The sequence below is a fragment of the Corallococcus praedator genome, from assembly GCF_003612125.1.
GTDB lineage: Bacteria > Myxococcota > Myxococcia > Myxococcales > Myxococcaceae > Corallococcus > Corallococcus praedator.
Genome location: NZ_RAWI01000526.1, coordinates 1 through 5,446, shown reverse-complemented (window position 1 = coordinate 5,446; position 5,446 = coordinate 1). Strand labels below are relative to the sequence as shown.

The 5,446-nt window shown below is 69.6% G+C and carries 6 protein-coding genes; 1 reads left to right on the top strand and 5 read right to left on the bottom strand.

Annotated features, from left to right (window positions below; translation table 11 throughout):
- Positions 1-147 precede the first annotated feature (147 nt).
- The 4 genes from D7Y13_RS37920 to rplU all read right to left on the bottom strand — a co-directional run bounded on the left by D7Y13_RS37920 (position 148) and on the right by rplU (position 2,888).
- A complete protein-coding gene (locus tag D7Y13_RS37920) occupies positions 148-828 on the bottom strand; it encodes a TrmH family RNA methyltransferase (RefSeq protein WP_120536733.1) in 681 nt (226 codons plus the stop codon).
- A gap of 4 nt (positions 829-832) precedes the next feature.
- Entirely contained in the window at positions 833-2,122 is a 1,290-nt protein-coding gene (obgE, locus tag D7Y13_RS37915) for a GTPase ObgE (RefSeq protein WP_120585419.1), read from the bottom strand.
- 128 nt (positions 2,123-2,250) lie between these two features.
- On the bottom strand, positions 2,251-2,526 hold the full coding sequence (rpmA, locus tag D7Y13_RS37910; RefSeq protein ID WP_120536731.1) for a 50S ribosomal protein L27: 276 nt from the start codon (positions 2,524-2,526) through the stop codon (positions 2,251-2,253).
- 53 nt (positions 2,527-2,579) lie between these two features.
- Entirely contained in the window at positions 2,580-2,888 is a 309-nt protein-coding gene (gene rplU / locus D7Y13_RS37905; RefSeq protein ID WP_120536730.1) for a 50S ribosomal protein L21, read from the bottom strand.
- A 258-nt stretch (positions 2,889-3,146) separates the two neighbouring features.
- On the opposite strand from rplU, the gene D7Y13_RS37900 reads away from it, so the two are divergent.
- Entirely contained in the window at positions 3,147-3,509 is a 363-nt protein-coding gene (locus tag D7Y13_RS37900; RefSeq protein WP_120536729.1) for a hypothetical protein, read from the top strand.
- Between the two features lie 29 nt (positions 3,510-3,538).
- On the opposite strand, the gene D7Y13_RS37895 is transcribed toward D7Y13_RS37900, so the two are convergent.
- The coding region (locus D7Y13_RS37895; RefSeq protein ID WP_439329253.1) for a protein kinase domain-containing protein at positions 3,539-5,446 on the bottom strand (1,908 nt) is incomplete at its 5' end.

Sequence of the window (5,446 nt, the reverse complement as noted above, 5' to 3'; positions counted from 1 at the left end):
GGGGGCGGCGGTGGTAGGGGCCTGCGGCACGGCGAGCAGCGTGAAGAGCAGGGATTCCAGCAACATGGCGTGCGCCTCCGGAGCAGGCGCCAGGGGCGCCCACAGGGTCCATCTACTTCATCCGGACGGCCCCCGGGGGGCCAGCATTCACCGCTGTGTGGCTTTGACCAGACGCTTCCGCTGCTTCACGCCCAGCAGGTAGAAGCGCTCACGGAGTTCCTGGGCCTGCTCAGGGGTCAAATCCCCGGAGCTTCCCAGGTGCTCGTCCCGCCAGGCGATCGCCCGGCTGATGCTGGCCGACGCCGCCGCGGAGATGTTCAGGCTCTGGCTGAAGCCCTTCATGGGCACCCAGAAGGTGCCATCCACGCCCGCCAGCACGTCGTCGCTCACGCCGAAGCGCTCGTTGCCGAACACCATGGCGAACTTCGTGTCGAAGCGCAGGCTGTAGAGGCTGGTGGCCCCTTCGCGCAGCGCCGACGCGTAGAGGCTGAAGCCCTGCCCCTTCAGGTGTTCACGGCAGTCCGCGAACGTCTTGTAGAGGTGCACGTCCAACCACTTGTCGCAGCCCTGGGCCACCCGTGAATTGGGGACGAAGGGCGCGTCCGGGTTGATGACGACGTGCACCTCCTGCACGCCCATGGACTCGCAGGTGCGCAGCACCGCGGCCATGTTGAAGTTGTCCTCCAGCCGGTCGAGCACCACCGTGAAGTTGCGCGTCCGCTGCGCCACGACACGGTCGATCCTCTCCTTCCGCACATCGAGCAGGAACTGCTCCGGCTCGACGACGTCGCGCTCGAACTTCTCGTAGCGGGGTCCTCCACCAGCCATCGACTCAGCGCCTCCCGCCGGACTTCTTCGCGGCGGACTTCTTCGCGGATGCCTTGCGCACGGTCTTCTTCGCCACGGCCTTGCGCGCCACCGAAGCCCGCGTCGCGGACTTCTTCGCCGCGCCCTTCCTGGCCACGGGCTTGCGCGCCGCAGCAGTCCGGGTCGAAGCCTTCTTCGCGGCCTTCTTCGCCGGACGCGTCGTGGACGCCTTCTTCGGCGCCTTCTTCGCGGAAGCGCCCGAGCGCTTGCCGGAACCCTTCGCCGGGGCCTCCGTGTGGATCTTGTCGGTGCGCCCGGTGAAGAGCACCTCCGCCACCGAGTCCATCAGCGCCTGCATGCCCTCGCCCGTGGCGCAGGACACGGGGTACACGCGGATGCCGCGACGGCGCAGGGCCTCCGTGAAGGGACCCAACCGCTCGCGGGCCTCCGTGAGGTCCAGCTTGTTGGCGGCCACCACCTGCGGCTTGCTGGCCAGCTCCGCGCTGTACTTCTTCAACTCCTTGTTGAGGATGTTGAAGTCGGCCAGCGGATCACGGCCGTCCCCCATCGCGCCCATGTCGATGAGGTGCACCAGCACCTTGCAGCGCTCCACGTGACGCAGGAACTGGTGGCCCAGGCCCACGCCCTCGCTGGCGCCCTCGATGATGCCGGGGATGTCCGCCATGACGAAGGACAGGTGGTCCTTGTACTGGACCATGCCCAGGTTCGGCACCAGCGTGGTGAACGGGTAGTCCGCCACCTTGGGCCGCGCCCGGCTCACGCGCGAGATGAACGTGCTCTTGCCCGCGTTGGGGAAGCCCAAGAGGCCCACGTCCGCCAGGAGCTTCAGCTCCAGCCGCAGGGTGATCTCCTCGCCCTGGGTGCCGTCCTGCGCGAAGCGCGGCGTCTGGCGCGTGGAGGTGGCGAAGTTCATGTTGCCCAGGCCGCCCCGGCCGCCCTTGGCCGCCATGAACACCTGGCCCGGGTCGCTGAGGTCGACCAGCAGCTCGCCGGTCTGCTCGTTGCGGATCAGCGTGCCCACCGGCACCTGGAGCACCATGTCATCGGCCGCGCGACCATTGCAGTCGCTGCCCATGCCGTGCTCGCCGTTCTTGGCCCGGTGGTGCTGCTGGTAGCGGTAGTCGAGCAGCGTGGTGAGCTGGGGGTTCGCCACGAACGACACGGAGCCGCCGTTGCCGCCGTCCCCGCCGTTGGGGCCGCCCCGCTCAATGAACTTCTCGCGCCGGAAGGACACGGCACCGTTCCCGCCGTCCCCCGCCTTCACGTAGATGCGTACTTCGTCGACGAACTTCATGGGGGGATTACCCTCCTGGAAAAACACAAAGCGGGCCGTCCTCGCATCCAACCGTCGATGAGGACGGGGTGGACCGGGAACGACCCGCTCGGGGATGCCGTGCCCGGGGTTGCCCCCGGAGCGACCGACTAGGCGCTCGCCTGCTCGGCGGCGGCCGGGTACACCGACACCTTCTTCTTGTCGCGGCCGAGGCGCTCGTACTTCACCACGCCGTCCACCGTCGAGAAGAGGGTGAAGTCGCGACCGAGCTTCACGTTCGTGCCCGGGTGGATGACCGTGCCGACCTGCCGCACGAGGATGCTGCCCGCGGAGATGGTCTCGCCGCCATACACCTTCACGCCGCGGTACTGCGGGTTGGAATCACGCCCGTTGCGCGAAGAACCCTGTCCCTTTTTATGGGCCATGACACCTGCTCCTTGAAGTTCGTGACTGAAGAAGACCTGCGAAGGGAACCGAACTAGCCGGAGATCGAGGTGACCTTCACCTCGGTGTACGGCTGACGGTGACCACGACGGCGGGTCCAGCCTTCCTTCTCCTTGCGGAAGTGGAGGACGCGGCGGTGCTTGTCCTGCGCCAGCACCTTGCCCACGACCTTCGCGCCCGACACCGTCGGCTGCCCCACCTTCGGGCTGTCCGAGCCGCCCAGGAGGAGGACCTCGGTGAAGGAGACCTCGGCGCCGATGTCCCCGGTGATCTTCTCGATCCGGAGAACGTCGCCCTCGGCAACGCGGTACTGCTTCCCGCCTGTGCGAATGACTGCGTACATCGTCGAACCCCTGTCAGCTATGGAATCCAACGCGCATTTCGGACGGCGGACCGCCCGGCGCGCTAAAAGACGGCGGGACTTACGGGAAACCCGGGGGGGAGTCAAGGCACATGGCGGATCAGACATCCCGCCAACCCCCTCAACGACTTTTGAATAGAATTCCCGGAATAAAGTCCACTAGAACGCATGCCTGTGGCCGCAAAGGCTGCGGCCTGCTTCCAACCCACCTGTACCTCATCCCTGAGGGGGAGAACCACCATGAAGAAGTTCCTGTTCGGCCTGGCGGCCATGGCTTCGCTGTCTCTGACTGCTTGCGGCGGCAGCCTGTGCGACGACTCGCAGGACGTCGCCGACGACCTGTTCGACAAGGCCGAGGCCTGTGGCGTGACCACCACCAAGCCCCCGGAGCCCACGGACGCGCAGAAGGAGGCCTGTGAGGAGTCCCTGGATGCCTGCTCCGACTCCGACAAGGACAAGGTCGGCGAGTGGTTCTCCTGCCTGAAGGACGCGGAGGGCTGCGACGACAAGACCCTGGCCGAGCAGGAAGCTTACAACGACCGCCTCGAGGCGTGTACGTCCAAGCTGGCGGGCGTGAGCTCCGCCTGTCTCTTCGCGGAGTAAGTCGCACCGGTCCGACCTGACGGTCGGGCCTAGAGCCCGGTTCCCTCCCCAGGGAATCGGGCTCTTTCATTGCGGGGTCCCGCCACTCGCCCCTCCAGCGCCCGATCCACCACGCGGCGGCGCTGCTGGAACTCCAACTCCAACGGGTCCAGTTGCAGGCCGCGCTCGTAGGCCTCCAGGGCCCGCTTGAGCTGGCCGTCCCGCTCCAGCGCGCTGCCGGTGAGGAAGTGCACCCGCGCGGTGCCCACCGCCCGGGGCTGCTCGGCCAGGAATTCGCGGCGCAGGGCCTCCGCCTGTCCGGAGGTGAGGCCCGCCTCCAGGCAGCGGGCGACGCCCCGGGAGTTGCCCCGCCGCGCGTCGTAGCGCGCCCGGCGCAGCGGCAGGCCCAGCGTGTCGCCCGCGTCCCGCACGCGGCTCAGCATCGACTCCAGGCGCGACTGCTGCCCGCGCGACAGGGGCCGCTGCCGCACGGCCGACAGGGCGGTCCACAGCTCCCGGGCCCGCTCCCGCGCGGCGTCCAGCTCCACGTCCGGGGACAGGCCCAGCACCGCGTAGTGGTCATCCTCCCCGCCCAGCCGCTCGCCGTGGGCCGCGAGGACGCGCTCCGCCTCCGCGTCGTCCGGAAGCTCCCGGGGCGGCGCGGGCGGCGGCGAGACCGGAGCGCCGGACAGGTGCTGCTCCACGCGGGCCTTCAGCGTGGCCGACGGCGCGATGAACTGGACACCGAAGCCCGGGCGCATGTTCCAGGCCTGGGCCTGCTCGGGCGACACGTGGCGCACCACCTCGCACGTGACGCTCAGCGGCCCCGTGCGCAGGGGCAGCACCACCTGGACCTGGGAGAAGAGCAGCGGCAGGTCCCCCGTCGCATGCAGGAACACCCCTCCGCGCGACAGGTCGGAGCCCGTGAAGGACCGGGGCTGCGCACCGGGATGCAGCAGCACCTGCACCGACGACAGGAGCGTCCCCCCGCTCGAGGCACCGGCGGGCGCCAGCGCGGGCGTCCCCCGGGCTCCAGGGGGCCCCTGTGGAGCCCCTGGAGGAACGGAGGAGGCAGGGCGGGGCCCCTGAGGAGCAGCCGCACGCGGCGAGGGGGTCCGCACGACCATGGCCTGCTCCAGCGCGGCGCGCAGGGCGAGCGCGTTCGCGAAGCGCTCCTCGGGGGTCTTCGCCAGCGTGCGCAGCACGACCGCCTCCAGCGCGGCCGGCACCGTGGGGCAGATGGAGCGCGGCGGCGGGGGCTGCCGCGTCTGGTGCGCCACCAGCTGGGCGGTGAGCCCCTCATCGGGAAAGGGCAGCCGCCCGGTGAGCAGCTGGTAGGCGATGACGCCCACCGCGTACAGGTCCGCGCGGCCATCCAGGCGGCGGCTCAGCGACTGCTCGGGGGCCATGTACTCCGGCGTGCCCACGATGATGCCCGCCATCGTCTCCGGCATGCTCGCGTCCACCAGCTTCGCGATGCCGAAGTCGAGCACCTTCACGAACGGCATCCCCCGTCCGCGCTTCACCAGGAAGATGTTGTCCGGCTTCAGGTCGCGGTGGACGATGCCCCGCGCGTGCGCCGCATGCAGCGCGTCACACACCTGCGCCAGCACGGGCACCACGGCCCCGGCCGACAGCGGCGTCCCCACCCAGGCCGACAGCGGCGCCCCCTCCAGGTACTCCATGATGAGGTACGGACGCGGCGCGGCGGCGTTGAGGTCGAAGATGCTGACGATGTTCTCGTGCCCGATGAGGTTCACCGCCCGGGCCTCGGCATGGAAGCGCTGCACCAGCTCCGGGTAGCGCGCCAGGTGCTCGTGCAGCACCTTCACCGCCACCCGGCTGCCAATGGACACGTGCTCGCCCAGGTACACGGACCCCATGCCGCCCCGGCCCACCCGGCGCACCAGCCGGAAGCTGCCCATCCGGGTTCCCACCAGCGGATCCACGTCCTCCTG